We start from the raw sequence: 20,075 nt of genomic DNA, 5'->3' as shown, positions 1-20,075 counted from the left end.
GCAAACGATTCTGCCAAAACAGAGGCGCAATCAACTGAAACTACCCTGTAATCGCTCCTTCGTTGGCTGGTCTGGCGAGTGCTGCAAATTTTGCGAGCACTCCTGTAGTGTACCTGGGGTTGGGTTGTTTCCAAAGAGCACGCCGCCGCGCGATTTCGTCCTCTCCCACCTCAAGCTGAAGCAACTTGCGATGCGCGTCGATGGTGATCATATCGCCCTCTTGAACCAGCGCGATTGTCCCTCCGACAAATGCCTCGGGGGTAACGTGGCCAACGACCATTCCCCACGTCCCACCGGAGAACCGGCCGTCAGTGATAAGTCCCACGCTGTCGCCAAGTCCACGGCCGATGATCGCAGATGTCGGAGCCAGCATCTCAGGCATGCCAGGGCCGCCCTTCGGGCCAAGATAGCGCAAGACCAGTATGTCGCCCGGCTTAATCTTGTCAGTCAAAATGGCATCCATGGCCGATTGCTCGTCTTCGAAAACACGAGCCGGACCGGTAATTGCAAGCTTCTTCAAGCCGCTGATCTTTGCGACCGCCCCATCCTCCGCCAGATTGCCTTTGAGGATTGCAAGATGGCCCTCACTGTAGAGCGGTGAATTCAGGGTTCGAATGACACGCTGGTCCGCACGTGGTTGATCTGCCAGTCCCGTGAGTTCTTCAGCAATTGTACGCCCGGTGACGGTGAGACAATCCCCGTGCAACAGACCTGCATTGAGCAGCAGCTTCAGCACCTGAGGAATGCCTCCGGCCTGATGGAGATCAACCGCCATGTATTTTCCGGACGGTTTGAGATCGCAAATGACCGGCACTTTCCTGCGGATCCGCTCGAAATCGTCGAGCGACCATTCGACTTCTGCTGCGTGCGCGATGGCGAGATAGTGGAGGACGGCATTGGTGGAGCCGCCGGTAGCCATGATCAGGGCGACGGCATTTTCGATAGCATTGCGCGTCACGATATCGCGAGGTTTGATGCCTTTTTTGACGGCGTCGACCAGCACGCTCGCGGATAAAGAAGCGCTATCAATCTTCTCCTGGTCCGTGTTGGCCATGTCAGAAGAATAAAGTAGCGACATGCCCAACGCCTCGAACGACGAGCTCATGGTGTTCGCGGTGTACATTCCACCGCAAGACCCCGTCGATGGGCAGGCGTTGCGTTCGATCCCGACAAAATCCTCCTCGCTCATGTTTCCCGCCATGAACGCACCAACGGCCTCGAAGGCGGAAACAATGGATAGCTCTCGCCCCTTCCATCTGCCTGGTTTGATCGTCCCGCCGTAGACATAGATCGCAGGAACGTTTGCCCGAAGGATGCCGATCATCCCACCTGGCATGTTCTTGTCGCAGCCGCCGATGACGAGCACCCCGTCCATCCATTGCCCCTGGATCGCGGTCTCGATGCAATCTGCGATCACCTCGCGGGAAACGAGTGAGTATTTCATGCCCTCAGTGCCCATGGACATGCCATCGGATATCGTCGGCGTGCCGAAGACTTGAGGGTTCGCACCTGCCGCCTTGATCGATGCGATCGCCGCATCTGCCAGCGGCTGCAGTCCTGCATTGCAGGGGGTGATCGTGGAGTGCCCATTTGCAATGCCGATCATTGGCTTGTCGAAATCGGCTTTCTCATATCCGAGCGCGTAGTACATGGCGCGATTAGGTGAGCGCGCCACCCCCTCGGTAATATGCTTTGACCTATCATTAAAGGGCATCGCACGCCTCCGGCTTCGGGCTAACGAGGGGACTGGGAGGAGTCATAGCATAGATCGCGAGAGCCCGTTTTTCTTTCGGCGGTTCGCAGGACTGAAATGGGCCTGCAGCGGCCGAAACTTCACGGCCACTTTGCGCCTTCATAATGGCCATCGAGCCACCGGTCGCTGTTGCTCCAAAGCGGACATGACGCAGTGACAACGCGGGTCACCGTTGCGCCAACCCCCGAACCGCCAGAGTCTCCGGCTGAGCTATTTCATCTTTTCGATGTCTGGAAGAGACCAGGACTTGTCGAAGAACGGTTCAGTAGGTCCATAGAAGCGGAAGTAGGCGAACCATCCCTTGTCGGGATTGGTCTGTACCCAGTTTGCCTCGTGGCCCTTGGGAGCAATGGGGCCAAAGTAGACGTCGATGGACCCGTCCTCGTTCTTGACGATGTCCTCCTTGCGCGAGGAGATGTCCGGCCGTCCCTGCTCGGTTACGGGCATCTGGCGTGTCGCTTCGTCATAAGCGGTGACGGACCAGAAGCCCTTAGCCGGAGGGTCTGCCGGAACGTGCAGCTTGTAGGTGTTCTCTCCCGAAAGCCAATTGCTGTCCTTGTCCTTGTAGGACGCAATGTAGCGCTGGCCCACGCCGGGTGTCTCGGTCAGCATGGCCTTTGAAATGACCACGGCTTCATAGAACCAAGCGGCACGCTCATCGAGCTGATCGTAGGTGTTGGCCTTCTGATCGACAGAGACGACCAGCGCATGCTTCCAGTTCGTCCCTTCCCAGAATGGCGGCTCGACGCGTTTGTCGGTGGTGTTGGCCTTGGCGATCGCCTCTCCGACAAGAACGCCTTCCTCGAGCAGTTTCGTCTGGCGTTCGTCAGGCTTGAAGGGCTGGCCTCTTTCGATACCGAGGAACTTTAGCTGTGCGAGAATTAGCCGATCGCGCTCATCGATGGGATTGCGCTGTAGGACTTCATTGAGGCTGTCCCAATAAGCCAGGCCGCGCGGCGGCATCTGGCTCCACTTCTTGTCGCCTGCAGCCCGCGCGGGCATCGGCACGCCGGCACCTTCAACCGTCCATGAATAGGTCCTGATCTTGGGAACGATCTCGGCAATGGCCGCCTCCTTGTCGTCCCCAAGCAGCCGGAACCCGGCAAGTACGTCACGGCTCGTTGCCTGCACGACGAAGTAACCGGGAGCCTCGACCGGGCCGTAGCCGGGCGGCATGATGAGGTACTTGCCTCCTTTCCCCTTGTCTGGACCGACTACACCGAGATCGGCAAGTACCCGCTGCCAATTGTCGAGGATCATGCCAGCGATCAGCCCTGGCGGCACTTCGACGACGAAGGGGCCTGTCTCCTTCAGGTCGACGAAGGTGGCGATGTATGGCGTGGTGTAATTGGGCGTCAGGATGCCCAGCTTCTCGGCGAAGTCGAGATAGGTCAGCATTTCGCCGCTCTTACCGCCGAACACACTATAGTGCGCTCGTCGCCATTCATTCAGGCCGACCGCAGGGATGCCCCACAAGTAAGCTTGCGACGCCCGCTGGAAGTCCATCTCGTCATAGAGCTTCGTCACCGTCTCAGCGGATGGGTATCCGCTCTGGAAGGTCAGGTCGCCGATACGCGTCTTGACGGTCCTGTTCCCCTCGAACGGGTTGGCTTCCTGCGATAGGGCAGGCGCTGAAGTGACGAGGAGAGTGAAGGAAATTGATGCTGCAAGCTTCTTGCTGATGCACATGCTATTAGCTCCAATTGCAAGATGAAGTGGACTAGCAACTTTTCGCTGTCCTCAAAGCCTAGTTGTAGGGCGCGTTTGGCAGATTCAAAGTGGAGCGGACAGGACAAATTACATACTAATTAATGGCCGCAATGGGCCAAGAACGGTCATCTGCCCAGGTTGCAGGCTTAGTGCAGGGCGACCGGCGGTTCGCTCTCAGGGGGATCCGCGCGCAATAACGTCTCAAGGGTATCCGTGTCGTGCACACCTTGACTATAGTGAACCAGAATCGAACGAGCGAGATTGCTGGCTCCGTCACTGCCTCGCGCCAAACCGCGCTCTTCGCAGAGTTTTTTAAAAATTCGCTGAATTTCCTCCAAAATCTCGGGAGGAAATATACTCATCTCTTCGGGGCTGAGTACGTTCTTCATCGCCAAAGCCGCCCGATCGAAGCATCGACATCCGAAGGTTGGCACGAAAAGCACGAAAGTGTAACACCAAGCAAGACACTTGCCGCACGTGTAGCGCGAGCCGATAGTGTACGCCTCGCCCTGACATCGAACGATAGCTCATTCTATCTATCACTTGAGGATGCCGGTCCTGGCAAGGAAGCGCTACCGGCAGCAGTGAGCGCATCGTAAGGTCGCTGTCTGAAACATAAGAACCTTGTTCAATTTCGATCCTCCGGCGACGGACGAGGAAGTTCACGATGCTGCATTGCAGTTCGTGCGCAAACTGAGCGGAACGACCAGACCATCAAAGCGGAACGAAGCGGCATTCGATCGGGCGGTGAGTTCAATCGCGGAATGCGCCCGCGAACTGCTCGCATGGAGACATCGCAACGGCCACGCAACCGTGAGGAAGAAGCCGCAAAGGCGCGCGAGAAGCGCAGTCAGATTCGCTTGATCTACTGGCGGGGCTCACGGAGAGACGCTGGCCAATTTCGAGGCAAAAACGCCGTGGCGCTGTCGCGCCAGCATTTTTCCTTCGTCCGCTTTTGCGCCAGAAACGGAAAGATGGCCTAGTGCAGGTCTACCGATCCAAGTTCCGGTCGGCATGAGCGGTTTAGGGTTGCCAGTAGCAGTCACTATGTATCCTTGTCGCTATCGCGTTCGTGCTTCATTGCCCACATCTGGGTGCGGGCAGGAAGGCATCTCATGTTTTAGCGAAAATCGCTGTCTCGTCACCGCTGGTCAGATAGGCTATTCTTTCGTTCTGCCGAAGTTGATTGGTGATCACTTCCGATGGTGGATCGTTGGGGTCCTCGCTGAGCTCGTCGCTGGAGAGCCGAGGGGGCGGAAATGGAGGTCTCTGACCTCAGCATCAGACGTCAAGTAAATCTGCTGAAGCACGAGCTTGCCGAGGCGCTCGAACGGCAGGCGGCGACGAGTGAAATTCTGCGCGCAATCTCGACCTCACCGGACGATGTGCAGCCGGTGTTCGACGCGATAGCGGAGAGCGCAGCAAGGCTATGCGCGGCGGAATTCTGTTTTGTATTTCGGCTCGACGGTGAGCTCCTACACCCCGTCGCCTATCACGGCATATCGCGCGAAGGTATTGAAGCGGTACAGGCCAATTTCCCGAGGAAACCCTATCGGGGCAACGTTACGGGGCGAGCCGTCCTCAGCGGTACGATAGAGCAGATTCCTGACGTGTTTGCCGATCCCGAATACCAGGCGCTCCCGCTTGCGAAAATCGTGTCCTATCGCAGTGCCATCGGCGTACCGCTGATACTGGCAGGGCGTCCGATCGGAGCGATCGGCGTCAGTCGTCGCGATGTCGGATACTTTCCAGAACGGCAGATCAATCTCCTGCGAACATTCGCCGATCAGGCCGTTATCGCCATCGAGAACGTCCGTCTTTTCGAGGAAGCGCATGCGCGCAACCTGGAGATTGCCGAGGCGCTCGAACAGCAGACGGCAACAAGCGAGATACTTCGCGTCATCTCGGCTTCGCCCACCGATGTACAACCGGTGTTCGACACGATCGCGCAGCGTGCCGCCCGACTTTGCGGCGGTCAATATTGCCACGTGTTTCGCTATGACGGCGAATTGTTGCATTTCGTGGCGCATAACGGGCTGGAACCCGAAGGCGCAGTGCCTCCAGCCCCGCCGCATCGAGGCAGTGCCGCCGGGCGTTCGATCCTCAGCCGATCGGTGGAGCAGATAGAGGACTGGCGCGTCGATGCCGAATACACGGCCCATACCGTCATGGGTGCTCGATCCTCGAACTACAGAAGCTTGGTAGCTGTACCGATTATCCGCGAGGGTGTTCCGATCGGAACCATTGTCGTCGCACGATCCGATCCGGGATTGTTCCCCGATCGCCAGGTCGCACTTCTCAGGACCTTCGCCGACCAGGCAGGGATCGCCATCGAGAATGCCCGGCTGTTTACCGATCTGGAGGAACGGAACCTCGAGCTGAAGGAATCGCTGCAACAGCAAACGGCAACGGCCGATGTTCTCAAGGTCATCAGCCGGTCGGCCTTCGACCTCCAGACCGTCCTCGACACGCTTGTCGAGTCCGCCGGGCGATTGTGCGAGGCTTACGACGCGGCGATATTCCTGAAACATGGAGACATGCTCCACCTGCGAGCACACCATGGCCCAATTCCAATCGATTTCCCTGGCTGGCCTGTGTCACGGAACTGGGTGACCGGGCGCGCCGTGGTTGAACGAAGGCCCGTCCATGTGCCTGATATGATCGCCGTGCCCGACGACTTTCCGGACGGATACAAGATGGCGGTCCGCATGGGCCACCGGACAACTCTGGCAACTCCTTTGCTGCGGCAGGGCGAAGCAATTGGCGGCCTCGTCATTCGTCGGACCGAGGTCAGGGCGTTTACCGAAAAGCAGATTGAGCTCCTCCAGACCTTTGCAGACCAGGCCGTCATTGCGATCGAGAACGTACGGCTGTTCGACGAAGTGAAGGCAAGAACGGCAGAGCTGTCCGAGGCGCTGCAGCAGCAGACTGCGACCGCTGACGTCCTGAAGATCATCAGCCGCTCCGCATTCGATCTGCAGGCCGTGCTCGACACATTGGTGGCCTCCGCTGCACGGCTTTGCGAGGCGGACATGGCAACGATGACCCGACCGATGGGAGACGCCCACTACCCTGTCGCAGGTTTTGGATTCTCCCAGGAATTCGACCACTATTTTCGCGCTCTCCCGCTGGAGCCGGGGCGCGGAAGCATCGTCGGGCGAACCCTTCAGGAGATGCGCCCGGTCCAGGTTGCCGATGTCCTCGATGATCCGGAATACGCGATGCCCGAGGCACAAAGGCTTGGCGGGTTTCGCACCGTGCTTGGGGTACCGCTGTTGCGGGAACGAAACCCGATTGGCGTGCTCGCATTGACCCGCTCGACCGTGCGCCCTTTCACCGACAAGCAGATCGAGTTGGCGTCGACCTTCGCCGATCAGGCGGTTATCGCCATCGAAAACGTGCGTCTCTTCAAGGAAGTGCAGGCGAGAACCGAGGAACTGTCGCGCTCGCTCGAGGAACTCAAAACCGCGCAGGACAGGTTGATCCAGACGGAAAAGCTCGCCTCGCTCGGACAGCTCACGGCCGGCATCGCACACGAGATCAAGAACCCGCTGAACTTCGTCAACAATTTTTCGGCGCTGTCGGTCGAATTGATCGACGAGCTTCAGCAGGTGTTCGACAGCACGATAGCCGGCGACGCGACGCGCGCTGAGATCGACGAGCGCACAGCGATGCTCAAAGGCAACCTTGAAAAGATCATCCAGCACGGCAAGCGGGCGGATTCGATCGTCAAGAACATGCTCCTGCACTCACGTCAGGGCCCAAGCGAACACCGGCCAGCCGATATCAACGCCATTGTCGAGGAGAGCCTCGGTCTCGCCTATCACGGGGCCCGGGCCGAAAAGCAGGGTTTCAACATCACACTGGAGAAATCGCTCGATCCCACAGCCGGGGAGGTCGACCTTTATCCGCAGGAGATTACGCGCGCGCTTCTCAACCTGATCTCCAACGGCTTCTATGCGACGAGCAAACGCGCCGCTTCAGAATGTGGCGACAGCTACGAGCCGACGCTTGCCGCGATGACCAGAAACCTCGGCGACAGCGTTGAGATCATTATTCGCGACAATGGCCTGGGCATTCCGCCGGAGCTGCGCGAGCGGATATTCAATCCCTTCTTCACGACCAAGCCTGCTGGCGAGGGGACGGGCCTCGGCCTTTCGCTCAGCCACGATATCATCGTCAAGCAGCATGCCGGTTCGATCGAGATGGAGACGCAGCCTGGTCAATACACAGAGTTTCGCATCCGGTTGCCGCGATTGCGGCAGTGATTGCAATGCCGGAGGGCAAATCATGAGCCTTCTTATCCTGGTGGTGGATGACGAACCTGACATCGAGTTGCTCTTCAAGCAGCAATTCCGCCATGACCTGCGCGCAGGTCGCTTTTTGATGGAGTTTGCCCAATCGGCGGCATTAGCACTCGAGCGGATCGCCAACGCGGCCGACGTGACGCTCATTCTCATATTGTCCGATGTCAACATGCCAGGGATGAGCGGGCTCGAATTACTGCCCAAGGCGCGGAGCTTGCGGCCTGACGTGCCGGTCATCATGATTACCGCCTATGGCGATCCGGAGACAAAGCGAAGGGCCATCGAAAACGGTGCAGAAGCGCTGCTGACCAAACCGATCGACTTTGTCGCATTGCGAGAAGAAATCGACATGCGAATTGGGCGCGCCGCATGAGCACAAGCATACTCGTTGTGGATGACGAGCCGGACCTGGAGATGCTTCTCGTCCAGAAGTTCCGGAAGGAAATTCGCGGCGGCACGCTGCGTTTTTTGTTTGCCCGCGACGGCATTGACGCGTTGGCCGTGCTTGCGGCCAACAATGACGTGGATATCGTGCTAAGCGACATCAACATGCCGCGTATGGATGGTCTGTCGCTGCTGGCGAAGCTTCAGCAGAGGGACGAGGATTTGTCCACGATAATCGTCTCTGCCTACAGCGATATGGCCAATATCCGGATCGCGATGAACCGCGGCGCATATGACTTCGTAACGAAGCCGATCGATTTTCCTGACTTGGAGGCGACGATCGTCAAGACGATCCACCACATGGAGGCACTGCGCGAGGCGCAGCGCAGGCAGTCGGCGGCCGAGCAGGCGCGTGCATCGCTTTCCCGTTACTTTTCGCCGAATCTCGCCGAACGCCTGGCCTGCAGCGCCGATGCTCTTGATCTTGGTGGAAAGCGCCGGGATGTTGCGTCGCTCTTTACCGATCTAACCGGGTTCACCACGCTGGTGGAAACGATCGAGCCGCACGTGCTCGGGCAACTCCTCAATGATTACATCGTTGGCATGACCGACATAGTGTTCGCCCATGACGGTACTGTCGCCAAGATCATTGGCGACGCAATTCATGTGCTGTTCGGCGCACCGGTCGAACAACCGGACCATGCCAGTCGCGCGATCTCCTGTTCATTCGCCCTTGACGCCTTCGCACGGTCTTTCCGTGAACACTGGTGCCGGAAGGGAATAACCCTTGGCCACACTCGGATTGGCGCGCATGCCGGCACGGCCGTGGTCGGCAATTTCGGTGGAGGGCGGTTCTTCGACTACAGCGCCTACGGTGACACCATCAACGTTGCCGCACGCCTGGAGGCGGCCAACAAGTCGCTTGGCACACGTATCTGCGTGAGTGCCATCCTCGCAGCGAACATGCAGGGGTTCTGCGGCCGCCCTGTTGGCGACCTCCTGCTCAGAGGCAGGGTAGAGCCGATCCGCGCTTTCGAGCCGCTTGAGGCCGAAAGTTATGCCCACGGCGCAACGCAGGCGTACATGGCTGCCTTCGAAGAGCTGGAGACCGGCAATCCTCGTGCCGTAGCTTCATTCGCTGCCCTGGTTGCTCGCAACCCCGAGGACCCGCTTGCTGCCTTTCACCTGAAGCGACTGATGAACGGCGAATTCAGCACGACCATCAACCTCAAAAATGTACACTAAAGCCAAGCGACCGACACCGCCTTCTCATTGCCTTCGATGGGAGCTTTGAGCCAGAGCCGGTGCTTACGATCTGTCTGAGGAACCATCTCCCGTGTTATATTTCCCCTCCGTATTGCACAGCCGAGGCAGGGAGAGCGAAATGACACGACGTGTCGCCGTCCTGTTGTTCGACAACGTAGAAGTCATGGACTTCGCGGGGCCTTTCGAGGTGTTTGGAGTAACAGGGCAGCGGGAAGGTAAGCGCCTCTTCGACGTCTACACCGTCGCCCGAGAAAGCAAGCCTGTCTTGGCCAGGAACAACCTCGGCATCAATCCGGACTATAGCTTCCGCGACTGCCCCACCATGGACATTCTTGTCGTTCCAGGAGGCTTCGGAACGCGCCGGGAGAAGCATAATCCCACAGTTCTGGATTTCATTCGCCAGCATGCTGACCAGGCTGAGCGGGTTCTGTCCGTATGCTCTGGCGCTCTGCTGCTTGCCAAGGCTGGGCTGCTGGCGGGCTGCAGGCAACCACGCATGGCGGAACCCTTGCAGAACTCCAGGCGGATGCTCCGACTGCGAGTGTTCTTCAGGATGTGAGGGTTGTCGACAACGTAAAGGTTGTTCTCTCGGCTGGCATTTCCGCCGGGATCGACGCCGCACTGTACTTCGTCGCTGAGTTGCATGGACTGGAACAGGCAGCTGAGACAGCAACGTACATGGAGTATGATTGGCGATATCAACCGAATGCAGCCAACTCGGCCATTCGCCTGGTGAAGGCATCATCGGAGACGACGCCACACCGTCAATGATTTCTCCCGGCTTGAAGGTCACGCCTCGATAAGCTCAGGCAGAAGGACTGCAATGCGCCATTAGCGGTCATCGACGTTCGTCTGCAGGGTACAAGAGCAACGGCAGCGCCTTGGAGAGTCGGCTCTACCTAGCTCCGAGTGCCATTTAATAGCCAACCTCATCCAGGCGGACGCGGGCTGATCCTTTCAATTCGGTCCCCACGCAGTTAATCTCTTCATGCAATGCCTCAGAAAACGCCAGATTTCGGCATTCGTGACTTTAGCACTGCCTACGATGTCGAAATAGCTTTCTGTCGGATGATGGAGGTTCGACATGTCGGCTGAACAGTTGCGCAAAGAATTTCGGGGAGATGTTCTGGAGCCAGGCAGCCCCGGTTATGACGAGGCAAGGATTGTCTGGAACGGTATGATAGACAGACGCCCGATATTGATCGCGCGTTGCCGGAATGCCGCCGATGTCGTGCTGGCCGTCAACCATGCCCGGGAAAAAGAGCTCGTTATCGCGGTCCGGAGTGGCGGTCACAACGTTGCCGGCTATGCTGTCTGTGAGGGCGGCATGATGGTCGACATGTCCCTGATGACCGGTGTGCGCATTGTCCCGGAACTGGATCGAGCGTTCGTCGAAGGTGGTGCGACCTGGGGCGATGTCGACGCCGCCACCACACCTTTCGGTCGGGCCACCCCCGGCGGCCTGATCTCCAACACTGGCGTTGCAGGTCTCACGCTCTCCGGCGGTATCGGCTGGCTGCGCGGAAAGCATGGTCTCAGTTGCGACAACCTTGTCTCAGCCGAACTGGTGACCGCCGATGGAACGCTGGCCCGGGCGAGCGCCTCTGAAAACCCTGATCTGTTCTGGGCGCTTCGTGGCGGAGGCGGGAATTTCGGTATCGTAGTGAATTTCGAATTCAGGCTTCATCCGATCCCGCCGGAGATCATGTTCTGCGCACCAGTCTATCCGGAGGAACGGGCTGCCGAGATTCTTCCGCTATGGCGTGATTTCATGGCGGGGGCTCCTGACGAAGTATCGGGATTGGCAGAGTTCTCCACCATTCCAGACGATCCAGCCTATCCCCACGATGTTTGGGGCAGGCGAGTGTTGGCACTCGCGACGGTTTATAACGGTCCGGCCGAAACTGGTGAGGGGGTGACGATGCCACTCCGTCAGTTCGGCGAGCCTCTCTTGGACTTCAGCGACCGCTTGCCATATCGAATGCTCCAGACGCTTTACGATGGTCTGTTTCCCAAGGGGCAAGACCGGTGCTACTGGAAGTCGACTTACCTTTCCTCCTTGGAGGGCGAGGCAATCAAAACGATCGTGAACGGGCTCGCGAAGCGACCGTCCGAGATGACATTCGCCTCCATCTGGAAGTTCGGCGGGCAGATGCAACGGATCGAAGCCAGTGCCACGGCCTTCGGTGACAGATCGATGCCCTTCATGCTGAGCCTCGATGCGATCTGGTCCCGACCGCCCGACGATGCTGCAAACATAGAATGGGTCAGGTTGCTGTGGGCGGCTATGCAACGCCATTCGACGGGGCGAAGCTATTTGAATTTCCCGGGGCTTGGAGAGGGCGAAAACCTGGTCCGTGATGCAGTCGGCGCTGAGGCGTTTGAGAGGCTGCTGAGTATCAAGCGGCAGTACGATCCCGAAAACCTGTTTCGGATGAATCAAAACATTCATTCGTAGCGAGGCGCGGGAAATATTCGGCATTAGGTAGCAAAAACCACCAATAGCGGCCTACGTGTTTGAATTAAAATAGCAATCCTGAACAGGGACATTGAACACTTTGGCCTATGGGTCGTCTGCTTCATCTTGAACGTGCCGAAAGCGCCAGTCCGCTACGCAGCTGCGACGAGGGGGCGTTGCTCGCAAAGATATTAACTGCGCCTTCTGTTCCCGCATGACGAGCCGTTCCTATCGAGCTACATTGAGGCATGTTATGTGAAGACGGATCGGTTTACGTGAAAGTTCGCGCTGCTCTTGGACTGTTGTTCATCCTCTCCGTCCTCGCCGGATGCGAGTTTCTTGGTTTCGGCTACTGGTCTTGGCATCAGAAACTTACTGTCGTGGTCCAGACGCCAACTGGGGAGGTCACAGGCAGTTCGGTGGGGGCCGTGAAAATATCACGCAACCCCGAATGGCTTAAACTGGGCGGCGAGGGAGGTCCATCATACTCCTTCAGGGGTGAAGCTATCGTAGTTGAGGTCGCGCCAGGAAGATATCTTTTTGCAACGCTGGAAGGCTATGGCTGGGAGACAGCCTGGAAGATATTTATGCCCGCCCATCGGCCGAAGAGCCGCGAAGAAGCAGGCGAATACTATTCAACGCTTCAGAACACGCGGCGCACGCGGATTCTGAAGGACGCCGATTATCCTCTGCTTGTCACGTTCGATGACATCGGTGATCCAGCGAGCCTGAAGCGCGTTAATCCAAACGACTTGGTTGCAAGCTTTGGTGAAGGCTATCAGCTCAAGTCTATCGAACTAACAATCACCGACGAACCAGTCACCAAGGGTTCCATTGAAAAAATACTGCTTTGGCTAGCAGAAGTCGGGCGGGAGCGCGGTTCTCTTATTCCAAATCTTCCTCGACGTCGCAGTGCGGCGTCCGACCCATCCATACAATACCTGGGACCCCTAGAGTTTTCAACGGAGCTATACCGATGACGCCAGCGCGGACGCTATTTTAGGTCTAGTGGTTTTTGCTACCTAATTCCGGAAATATTGCGACGCGAATTGTTGCTAGCTTTGCTAGCTAGGGCATTTGTTCTGTCCGGTTTGCGCTTCCAAATCGGTCGTTCAGGCTCTTCGGCGCAGTGCCCGGGAGCTGCCATTCGAGACCGCAGGTAGAGACGGCTGAGAAGGCGGCACGCGGATCCCCGCTGCTGCGGGCTTAAACAGCCGCAGAACACGCATCTCTCTTCATGTTAAGAGCGCATTACTTAGGCGAATAACATCACTGAGAGCTACCGCCGCGCCTTGAACTCAGCCCCCCCACGGTTAGGGCGAGAGTGAAGTCGCTCATCGAGCGCAAGCTTCTCCGGATAGCCGGGGTTGTGAATGTCTCGGAGCGCCCCGAGTTGATCGTCGCTATCCTTGGCATTCACGCCAATGGCCACGGTCGACTGAACGAGATTGCGAAAAAGATGTCCGAACTGCCGTTCGTGACGTCGGTCAGTATCGTCACCGGACGCTATGACCTTCTGTGCGAGGTCATGTTTGAAGGTGACATGGAGGAGCTTTACCGGGTGACGAGCGAACTGCTCGGGCAAGAGCTCAGATGTTCGTTTTCGTGTTGGGTGTCCTGGCAGCGGACAGTCGGCCATCTTCCGTGGCGCAATCATCGGATCAAGCTGTAGCTGTCAAAGTTTGGCCGAATTCACACTTACAGTCCAGGCTCCGCCTCAACGCTTCACCGTTCCGCATGTTGATGCGGCAGGCGGCGAGAACGGCATTGGGGAGCTGACACCATCAAGGAGAGTGGCAGACAAAGGGCTGATCGCCGAGCGGTGTCTATGTCAAATGCACGCGATCGGCAGTTGGATGGGCTGCGAGCCATTGCCGTCACGATGGTGCTGTACGCACATTTTTTCGCCACTGACGGATCCCATTGGGGTCACCTTGGCGTGCGTTTGTTCTTCGTGCTCAGCGGATTTCTGATAACGCGGCTCCTTCTGGATGCGCGTTGTGCCGACCGGTACCAACCATCCACTGCATTGAAATCATTCTATATACGTCGCGCACTGCGCATATTTCCTCCCTATTTCGCCATGTTGGGCTTCATTTGGATTGTCAATCTCGAAGGCGCCCGAGGCAACCTGACGTGGCACGCACTTTATCTTTCGAACTTCTGGTATGCTCTGCAGGATGACTGGACCCCTTGGGTTCTGTGTCACACATGGAGCCTGAGCATCGAGGAACAGTTCTATATCGTCTGGCCGCTGGTAATCCTGCTGGCGCCGCGCCATTTGATTGAGCGGATCTGCATCGCCGTCATCGCATGTTCGTTGGCATACCGTTTCTGCTGGCCGGTGACCGGGACGCCTTCTCTCATGCGTGATCTGCTCCCTTCAGCGTCGATGGACGCGCTCGCAGCAGGGGCGCTGCTGGCCGCTTATCGAGCCAGAAGCCCGTCCTGGCCGCAATGGATGAAGCTGAGCTGGACGCCGTTTGCCGCTGCCTTTGTTATCCTGCTGTGGTTGAAATCGACACCGATGACGCCAACGCTTGAGTGGGCAACCTGGATTGGCATGGAGGTTCTGCCCCTCGTACCACTTATAATGCTTGTGGGATGTTGTTCGGCGGGTGTGAGCGGATATCTCGGCCGGCTGGCAGAACTCCCCCCGCTGACTGCACTGGGGCGCATCAGTTACGGCGTCTACCTTCTCCACCCAATCGTGCTCTCCCTGGTGGTCAAGGCGCAACCTTGGATTCCCGTCAATGTTTCGCAGCAGGGTCCCGGACGGTTTGTGGTCGCGGGCGCAGCCACATTGATGCTTGCCTCGATTTCCTGGTCGGTCTTCGAAAAGCGGCTCAACCGGCTCAAGCGCCACTTCCCTTACGTCACTCCGAGAGACCGGAGCCCTGCTGCATCGTTCGCGCATGCTGGAAACCCAGTCGAGTGGGTTCACGGCAGAAGGGAACATCCGTCCGTGGTTCATACACGCGCCAATCGCTGCGACGCTTTCCAAACCTCCGATCTTCAATAAACACGCGAGCTGAACCATGCCCGTTCCACTGGTCTCCGTCCTGCTGCCTGTCTACAATGGCGAACCCTATCTCGCCGCGGCGCTCGAGAGCATCCTACGCCAGGATCATGATCGCCTGGAGGTCGTTGCAATCGACGACGGCTCGACGGACCGCTCACTGGAGATCCTGCAGCGGTATCGAAAGGCCGACGATCGTATCTCCATTGTCTCTCGGGAGAACCGCGGCCTCATTGCGACCTTGAACGAGGGCTTGGCCATCGCGAAGGGCGACCTTATCGCCCGGATGGACGCCGACGACATTGCTTATCCCTCGCGTTTTCCCCGCCAGGTTTCATTGTTTATGCAGCAGCCTCAGCTTGCGATCAGCGGCACGGGCATCGATCGCCTTCTTGGCAATCGAATGGTGCGCGGCACGCCCAATCCGATGTATCAGTCGGGAAATTGGCGCATATTGTCGATGTTCTTCACCATCTTCATGCACTCGACCGTGATGTACAACCGGCGGGTCATACCGGAGGACATGCTAGTCTACGACGCGAGCTATGTGCATGCGGAAGACTTCGATCTGTTCAGGCGGATTACCGGCCGCTTTCCTGCGACGATGATCGACGAGAGCCTGGTTGCCTATCGCATCCACGACGGCAGCGTCACAAACAAGCATAAGCGGTTGATGCGTCAAACGCATCTGAAGATTGTTACCGAGAACCTCGAGCGTGAATCTCTTGTCGACGATCCCGATGCCCTGCGCGGCATCGGTGTCGCAGTAACGTCCGATACCGTACGACGGGCGGCCAGTTTCATTCTCTCGCTCGAAGCGAAAATCGCGGATCGCCGCGCGGCGGCGCAGTCAAGCTATGAGGACGGCGCCCTGTGTTTCTTCTATTTCCTCTATCAGCTCATCAACGACGCTGAGCAGCCTCAGTTGACGCATGAGTTTCTGACTAGGACAGGAAAATGGGGGCTCATTCGACGCCGGGAGCGATACGGCCTGCGCGCGGGTGCCTACGCGCCGTGGTGCAGTCGTCTTTCAATTGCGGCAACTAAGCGGCTCGATGCGCTCTCGCGGTATCTTGAGTCCGTGCCTGCCGCCACCGTGTTGCCGCAACATGGGATTTGTTAGCATGGCTCCGGAACGTCCCGAAATCGTGCAAGAGAGCGCCTGGGCCATTGCCGCCGCTCCGTCGTCTGCCGAGCGGCGCGAACCTCTGGCGAGCTTCATCGTCTGTACGCGGAACCGCGCCGAGGCTCTGGAGACCTGCATCAGATCGATTGAGATTGCCTGCCTGTCTCACGCCACGGTCACGAGCGAGCTCGTAGTGGTCGACAACGGTTCAACGGACGACACGGCCGAACGGTTGATCCGTATCGCCGCGACGTCAAGTCTTGCGATTACGCTTATCACGGAGCCGCGCCCGGGCCTGGCCGCCGCCCGCAATGCAGGATTGGAGCGGTCGCGCGGCCGGATACTGGTTTTCGTCGATGACGATTGCGCAGTCGACTGTCGCTACCTGCAGGATTTGGAGCGGCATTACACGACCGGCGAGCGGTATATCATCCGCGGCGGTCGCGTCGAACTCGGCAGCCCGCTCGATTTCCCCTTTACAATTAAGCGGTCAAAGAGGCGCGAGCGCTTTACCCCCGATGTCCATCCTGGTGGCTTCATATTGGGCTGCAACATGACGATGCATCGTGAGATTGCACTCCAAATCGGCCATTTCGACGAGCGGCTTGGCGCGGGCAGCCCTTTGAAGTCGGCCGAGGATACCGACTATCTTGTGCGCGCTTTTCAACTCGGCATCCCGATCGAATATGTGCCCGACATGACTGTCCTCCACTATCACGGTCGAAATACGCGCGAGGCAATCGAAGCACTTCACCGGGATTACAGTCTTGGGAATGGAGCGCTGTGCCTGAAACACGTCCTCAAGGCTCCCTGGCTGATTCGCCATTTTTGCTGGTCCATCAGGTCTGCGGGGCGGGAACTTTTCGGCGGCCCCCGATTCGATCCTGAAGTTTCTCTGTCCCACTGGCCAATCGTGTTCATGAATTTGCTCGGAGCGGCCAAGTTTGCGCGACTTGCCATAACCAGACGGGCGCAGCCCCCGGAAATAACCCAGATCAAACAGGCGGCGCGTTCGCTGAGGTAGTATCGATCATGTTGAAGTTCCTCCTCCCGGGCTTTCAGATACTGCGCAGCACGCTGGGTCGACAGTGGCGCCCGCTTGCGGCAGTCGTTGTTCTGGGGCTGGGCAGCGCCGTGCTTGAAGGCACAGGCATTGGCCTCATCATTCCAATGCTCAGTATCATTGCCGGTCAAAAGGACGACGCGGGCGCAGGCGGACTATCTGCCGTCTTCGAACAGGTGGGGTCGGGCTTCGATGATGGCGAACGCTTGATGGTGATCTCCGTTGCCGTCCTCGCATTGATCACCCTGAAGAACATACTGGCATTTGCGAATACTGTCCTTACCAACTTCATCTACGGCAAAGCCAGCCATGCCATACGAAGCGCGCTCGCCGATCAGCTCTTGAGGGTTGGGTACCCATTTTTCCTGCAACAAAGCCCGGGGCGCTTGCTGAACATTATTTCCAACGAGTCCTGGCGCGCGTCGGATGCGATGCAGACTGTCCTTGGCGCAATCGTGAACAGCTCGGCCGCCGTCATTCTGCTCATCTTCCTGCTGCTCCTGTCCTGGCAGATGACGTTGTGTGTCGCGCTTGGACTCGTGCTCGTCCAGCTCGCACACGCGGTTCTGTCGGCCAGCCTCAAAAATCCGAGCCGCAATGTCACATCACTCAACAGCGAACTTGCCGCAAGGATGCTCCACCTCATTCACGCCGGGCGGCTCATCCGCGTGTTTGGACAGGAACCGCGGGAAAAGTCCGTCTTCGACACTGCATCGGACGCCGTTCGAAAGGCCGGCTTCGTCCTCCAAACCCGGCAGGGCGCTCTGCCGCCACTGACCGAAGTGCTGCACTCGGCTCTCTTTCTGGCCGCGGTCGTGAGCGCATGGGCTTTGGGAGTGACCTTTCCCGTCATTGTGGCGTTCGTCGTCCTGCTCTACCGGTTGCAGCCGCATATCCGCTCACTGCAGTTGGCGTGGAGTCAAATACAGGGCTGGAGTGGCTCTCTGGAAGAGGTGCGATGGCTGTTGGACTCGTCGGACAAGCCGCCGCCGCCGACCGGCGACGAACCGGCCCGGGCCTTGCGCCAGCAGATCAAATTTGACCGCGTGACGTTCAAGTATCCCGGCTCGGACGCACGCCCTGGCGTGCTGCGCGCCGCAACATTTGAAGTCCGGAGCGGCTGTTCAACTGCCATCATTGGTCGATCGGGCGCAGGAAAGACGACGATCGTCAATCTCCTGTGCCGGTTTGTTGAGCCCGATCAGGGCCATATTCTGATCGACGGGATGCCTCTGGACAGAATCGACCCCGCCCAATGGCGAAGCAAGATTGCCCTTGCCAGTCAGGATCTTGAACTGGTGGATGGAACTATTCTAGAGAACATCACCTATGGTCGGATCGCTTCGATCGCCGACGCAGAGCATGCCGCCCGGCTTGCCGAGGCGCACGAATTTATCGAGAAACTACCCCAAGGCTACGCAACGATCGTCGGCTATCGCGGCGCAAGTCTGTCGGCCGGGCAGCGCCAGCGGATAGCACTGGCAAGAGCTTTGTTGCGGGATCCCGAGGTCCTTATTCTCGACGAAGCCACAAACGCCATGGACGGACTGTCGGAAGCAGCAATCGTCGAGACCTTGAGGTCGAGGGCGGGTCGCCGCACGACCATTGTCATCAGCCACCACCGCAGCACGATTTCGTTCTGCGATGAAGTCATCATTCTCGGCGACGGCCGCGTGACGAACCAGGCTCCGTTTGCCGAAGTCGCCTCGTTGAGTATGGACGAGCTCTACGAGCACGAAATGGACGAAACGCGTCTGGCCTCGCGCTAGGGCTACGATGGTCCGGTATGCTATGGTTAGATGCCTCGACTGATGAGGTCTGTCTGGAGGGAGGTCAGTATGCCAAGGCTGATTACACGCGGACGGCTGACACAAGACTACGCAAAAAGGCTGGTAGCAACGCCGGAGGATCGCGAACCTGCGGTGCGGAAGCTGGTGGAAGCTTCCGGCGGTAAACTGATCAGCTTTTATTTTACGACGGGCGATTCCGACTTCATGCTCATCACCGAGGGGGAGTCAGAATCTACCCTTGCGGCGTTGTTGGCGACGGCTGCATCGGGGATGGTGTCCGACGTGACCACGGTGCGAGCTTGGACAGGCCCCGAGTTCAAAGCCGTGGCCGACAAGGCTTCTAAGCTAGTTGGCGAATATCGGCCACCCGGGAAATAGGCGCCCTACAAGTCGCGGAAGAGAACGGCTTGATCGTCGGAACGTACTACATACGAGCGAACCAGGCGGGCGGCGGAACACATGTTTGCAACTGCGGCTACATGACAGACGCAGCCGCAAGTGGCCGCGGTATTGCCCGGCGATGCACGAGCACTCACTCGCTCATGCTCGCGCGAAGGGCTTTCGGGCCATGCAGTTCAACTTCGTCATCAGCAGCAACGAACGCGCGGTGCGGCTGTGGCAGTCGCTCGGATTTGAGATCGTCGGTCGGCTTCCGGAAGTGTTTCTTCACCCCTCGCTCGGCTACGTCGACGCTCTTGTGATGTTTCGCAAGCTTACCGGCCACAGGCCATCTATGGGGTTCCGCCGCCCTTGCGCCATCAACTACCGTCCGGAGGCGCAAAGAAGCAGTTAATGCGGTACCTCCCAGCCTGTCCCATTCCCGCAGCTTCAGAAGGGTCATCTGTTGGCTGAAGGCAGATGTGATAGTCATAGTCGTGAGATGGAATCTCCTTTCCGTAAGGGATTAACAATAGCTGATTTCTGGTCACAAGATGATGGTCTCCCGGATGAAGGTGAATTGAGAATCCGAACGGCCCTTTCGTGACGTCCGAACTCGGAATCGCTTGGCAGTCACCATCGACATCGACCCAACCGCCAGCCGCCATGTGGGCATCGCTCCGTGCGAACAGACCCATCAGTAAAACCGCAAAAGGCACCATAAGTGCTGTTGCTGGTGTGAAATCCATGGACTGCCCCCAGCGTAATCCTTCGGCTTCGTGAGCCAGCTTGGATCCTGCGCCGTACACATGGGGCGTTGG

15 protein-coding genes and 2 pseudogenes are annotated in these 20,075 nt (G+C 58.2%); 14 read left to right on the top strand and 3 right to left on the bottom strand.

Annotation, left to right across the window (positions count from 1 at the left end; all coding sequences use genetic code 11):
- Positions 1–40: 40 nt before the first annotated feature.
- The 3 genes from ilvD to IB238_RS06970 all read right to left on the bottom strand — a co-directional run bounded on the left by ilvD (position 41) and on the right by IB238_RS06970 (position 3,852).
- Entirely contained in the window at positions 41–1,714 is a 1,674-nt protein-coding gene (gene ilvD / locus IB238_RS06980; protein ID WP_192244766.1) for a dihydroxy-acid dehydratase, read from the bottom strand.
- A 249-nt stretch (positions 1,715–1,963) separates the two neighbouring features.
- Positions 1,964–3,442 (bottom strand): DUF1254 domain-containing protein, encoded by a 1,479-nt coding sequence (locus tag IB238_RS06975; RefSeq protein WP_192244764.1) that lies wholly within the window; start codon positions 3,440–3,442, stop codon positions 1,964–1,966.
- 167 nt (positions 3,443–3,609) lie between these two features.
- Positions 3,610–3,852, bottom strand: a complete 243-nt coding sequence (locus IB238_RS06970; protein ID WP_192244762.1) for a hypothetical protein — start codon at positions 3,850–3,852, stop codon at positions 3,610–3,612.
- Positions 3,853–4,078: 226 nt separating this feature from the next.
- Between IB238_RS06970 and IB238_RS06965 the strand changes: the two are divergent.
- The 14 genes and pseudogenes from IB238_RS06965 to IB238_RS06900 form a co-directional block, all read left to right on the top strand.
- Positions 4,079–4,323: pseudogene (locus IB238_RS06965) on the top strand (DUF2277 family protein); the annotation flags it as partial.
- Positions 4,324–4,722: 399 nt separating this feature from the next.
- Positions 4,723–7,731, top strand: coding sequence for a GAF domain-containing protein (locus IB238_RS06960; RefSeq protein ID WP_192244760.1), 3,009 nt, complete (start codon positions 4,723–4,725; stop codon positions 7,729–7,731).
- Positions 7,732–7,753: 22 nt separating this feature from the next.
- Positions 7,754–8,143: a response regulator gene (locus IB238_RS06955; protein WP_192244758.1), complete on the top strand. Its 390-nt coding sequence runs from the start codon at positions 7,754–7,756 to the stop codon at positions 8,141–8,143.
- The gene (locus IB238_RS06950) at positions 8,140–9,399 is read left to right on the top strand and encodes an adenylate/guanylate cyclase domain-containing protein (RefSeq protein ID WP_192244756.1); all 1,260 of its coding nucleotides are present in this window, start codon (positions 8,140–8,142) and stop codon (positions 9,397–9,399) included. The genes IB238_RS06955 and IB238_RS06950 overlap by 4 nt, the downstream gene beginning before the upstream one ends.
- A gap of 139 nt (positions 9,400–9,538) precedes the next feature.
- Positions 9,539–9,979: a DJ-1/PfpI family protein gene (locus IB238_RS06945; RefSeq protein ID WP_210333465.1), complete on the top strand. Its 441-nt coding sequence runs from the start codon at positions 9,539–9,541 to the stop codon at positions 9,977–9,979.
- A 525-nt stretch (positions 9,980–10,504) separates the two neighbouring features.
- On the top strand, positions 10,505–11,878 hold the full coding sequence (locus tag IB238_RS06940; RefSeq protein ID WP_192244754.1) for an FAD-binding oxidoreductase: 1,374 nt from the start codon (positions 10,505–10,507) through the stop codon (positions 11,876–11,878).
- A gap of 275 nt (positions 11,879–12,153) precedes the next feature.
- A complete protein-coding gene (locus IB238_RS06935) occupies positions 12,154–12,858 on the top strand; it encodes a hypothetical protein (RefSeq protein ID WP_192244752.1) in 705 nt (234 codons plus the stop codon).
- A 344-nt stretch (positions 12,859–13,202) separates the two neighbouring features.
- The gene (locus IB238_RS24525) at positions 13,203–13,550 is read left to right on the top strand and encodes an Lrp/AsnC ligand binding domain-containing protein (protein ID WP_192244750.1); all 348 of its coding nucleotides are present in this window, start codon (positions 13,203–13,205) and stop codon (positions 13,548–13,550) included.
- Between the two features lie 156 nt (positions 13,551–13,706).
- Positions 13,707–14,900 carry an acyltransferase gene (locus IB238_RS06925; protein ID WP_192244748.1) on the top strand — a complete coding sequence of 398 codons (1,194 nt, stop codon included), beginning with the start codon at positions 13,707–13,709 and terminating at the stop codon, positions 14,898–14,900.
- A gap of 16 nt (positions 14,901–14,916) precedes the next feature.
- On the top strand, positions 14,917–16,020 hold the full coding sequence (locus IB238_RS06920) for a glycosyltransferase family 2 protein (protein ID WP_192244746.1): 1,104 nt from the start codon (positions 14,917–14,919) through the stop codon (positions 16,018–16,020).
- Between the two features lies 1 nt (position 16,021).
- Complete coding sequence (locus IB238_RS06915) at positions 16,022–17,047, top strand: glycosyltransferase (protein ID WP_192244744.1); 1,026 nt, start codon at positions 16,022–16,024, stop codon at positions 17,045–17,047.
- A gap of 8 nt (positions 17,048–17,055) precedes the next feature.
- Positions 17,056–18,855 carry an ABC transporter ATP-binding protein gene (locus tag IB238_RS06910; protein WP_192244742.1) on the top strand — a complete coding sequence of 600 codons (1,800 nt, stop codon included), beginning with the start codon at positions 17,056–17,058 and terminating at the stop codon, positions 18,853–18,855.
- Positions 18,856–18,924: 69 nt separating this feature from the next.
- Complete coding sequence (locus tag IB238_RS06905; RefSeq protein ID WP_192244740.1) at positions 18,925–19,254, top strand: GYD domain-containing protein; 330 nt, start codon at positions 18,925–18,927, stop codon at positions 19,252–19,254.
- A gap of 11 nt (positions 19,255–19,265) precedes the next feature.
- Positions 19,266–19,591: pseudogene (locus IB238_RS06900) on the top strand (GNAT family N-acetyltransferase); the annotation flags it as partial.
- Positions 19,592–20,075 lie beyond the last annotated feature (484 nt).

This window comes from Rhizobium sp. ARZ01, from assembly GCF_014851675.1.
GTDB lineage: Bacteria > Pseudomonadota > Alphaproteobacteria > Rhizobiales > Rhizobiaceae > Mycoplana.
This window is presented reverse-complemented; position numbering and strand designations above follow the sequence as displayed.

Excerpts from the sequence above, each read along its gene's own strand:
- ilvD (WP_192244766.1), bottom strand. The coding sequence starts at position 1,714 with ATGCCCTTTAATGATAGGTCAAAGCATATTACCGAGGGGGTGGCGCGC.
- IB238_RS06975 (WP_192244764.1), bottom strand. The coding sequence starts at position 3,442 with ATGTGCATCAGCAAGAAGCTTGCAGCATCAATTTCCTTCACTCTCCTC.
- IB238_RS06970 (WP_192244762.1), bottom strand. The coding sequence starts at position 3,852 with ATGAAGAACGTACTCAGCCCCGAAGAGATGAGTATATTTCCTCCCGAG.
- IB238_RS06960 (WP_192244760.1), top strand. The coding sequence starts at position 4,723 with ATGGAGGTCTCTGACCTCAGCATCAGACGTCAAGTAAATCTGCTGAAG.
- IB238_RS06955 (WP_192244758.1), top strand. The coding sequence starts at position 7,754 with ATGAGCCTTCTTATCCTGGTGGTGGATGACGAACCTGACATCGAGTTG.
- IB238_RS06950 (WP_192244756.1), top strand. The coding sequence starts at position 8,140 with ATGAGCACAAGCATACTCGTTGTGGATGACGAGCCGGACCTGGAGATG.
- IB238_RS06945 (WP_210333465.1), top strand. The coding sequence starts at position 9,539 with ATGACACGACGTGTCGCCGTCCTGTTGTTCGACAACGTAGAAGTCATG.
- IB238_RS06940 (WP_192244754.1), top strand. The coding sequence starts at position 10,505 with ATGTCGGCTGAACAGTTGCGCAAAGAATTTCGGGGAGATGTTCTGGAG.
- IB238_RS06925 (WP_192244748.1), top strand. The coding sequence starts at position 13,707 with ATGTCAAATGCACGCGATCGGCAGTTGGATGGGCTGCGAGCCATTGCC.
- IB238_RS06920 (WP_192244746.1), top strand. The coding sequence starts at position 14,917 with ATGCCCGTTCCACTGGTCTCCGTCCTGCTGCCTGTCTACAATGGCGAA.
- IB238_RS06915 (WP_192244744.1), top strand. The coding sequence starts at position 16,022 with ATGGCTCCGGAACGTCCCGAAATCGTGCAAGAGAGCGCCTGGGCCATT.
- IB238_RS06910 (WP_192244742.1), top strand. The coding sequence starts at position 17,056 with ATGTTGAAGTTCCTCCTCCCGGGCTTTCAGATACTGCGCAGCACGCTG.
- IB238_RS06905 (WP_192244740.1), top strand. The coding sequence starts at position 18,925 with ATGCCAAGGCTGATTACACGCGGACGGCTGACACAAGACTACGCAAAA.